Below are 987 nucleotides of genomic sequence, written 5' to 3'. Positions count from 1 at the left end.
CAACACCCGAAGTCGGTGGGGTAACCGCAAGGAGCCAGCCGCCGAAGGTGGGGTAGATGATTGGGGTGAAGTCGTAACAAGGTAGCCGTATCGGAAGGTGCGGCTGGATCACCTCCTTTCTATGGAGTACCTCGCTTCTGAGTGAAGCGGTACAAATAAGCAACGGAAGTTGCGAAATCTCACTCGTTGGTCAGTTTTGAGAGTTCAAACTCTCGCATACGATTTCCAGAACTTGCTTGGTGACAAGCGGTGCTGAGGATGGTATGATATAAGTCCGGTTGAAAAAACCGGATGATTTGATCCTTGAAAACTAGATACCGAAACGAATTTGCGTTTTAGAAATATCCTTTTAGCTGCTTGTGTCTTCATTGTAAGACCAAGTAATGAAAGAGTAGCATGGTTAAGCTACTAAGAGCACACGGAGGATGCCTAGGCGCTAGGAGCCGATGAAGGACGTGGCGAACAACGATACTGCCTCGGGGAGCTGTAAGCAAGCTTTGATCCGGGGATGTCCGAATGGGGAAACCCGGCTGGTGTAATAGCCAGTCACTCACATCTGAATACATAGGGTGTGAAGAGGCATACCAGGGGAACTGAAACATCTAAGTACCCTGAGGAAGAGAAAACAAAAGTGATTCCGTTAGTAGCGGCGAGCGAATGCGGATTAGCCTAAACCGGTCAGCTTGCTGGCCGGGGTTGTGGGACGTCTCACATGGAGTTACAAAGGAACTGGTTAGGCGAAGAGGTCTGGAAAGGCCCGGCATAGAAGGTAAAAGCCCTGTAGCCGAAAGTCAGTTCCCTCCGAGACGGATCCCGAGTAGTGCGGGGCACGTGAAACCCCGTATGAATCTGCCAGGACCATCTGGTAAGGCTAAATACTCCCTAGCGACCGATAGTGAAACAGTACCGTGAGGGAAAGGTGAAAAGCACCCCGGAAGGGGAGTGAAATAGAACCTGAAACCGTGTGCTTACAAGAAGTCAGAGCCC

Annotated in this window: 2 rRNA genes; both read left to right on the top strand. The window is 50.5% G+C overall.

The features are described 5' to 3' along the window. Positions 1–119, top strand: a 16S ribosomal RNA gene (locus tag RJP21_RS30980); the annotation flags it as partial. Positions 120–398: 279 nt separating this feature from the next. Next, positions 399–987, top strand: a 23S ribosomal RNA gene (locus tag RJP21_RS30975); the annotation flags it as partial.

This window comes from Paenibacillus sp. VCA1 (genome assembly GCF_031583795.1).
GTDB lineage: Bacteria > Bacillota > Bacilli > Paenibacillales > Paenibacillaceae > Paenibacillus_AQ > Paenibacillus_AQ albilobatus.
The sequence above is the reverse complement of the archived record's forward strand: the minus strand, read 5'-3'. Positions and strand labels throughout refer to the sequence as shown.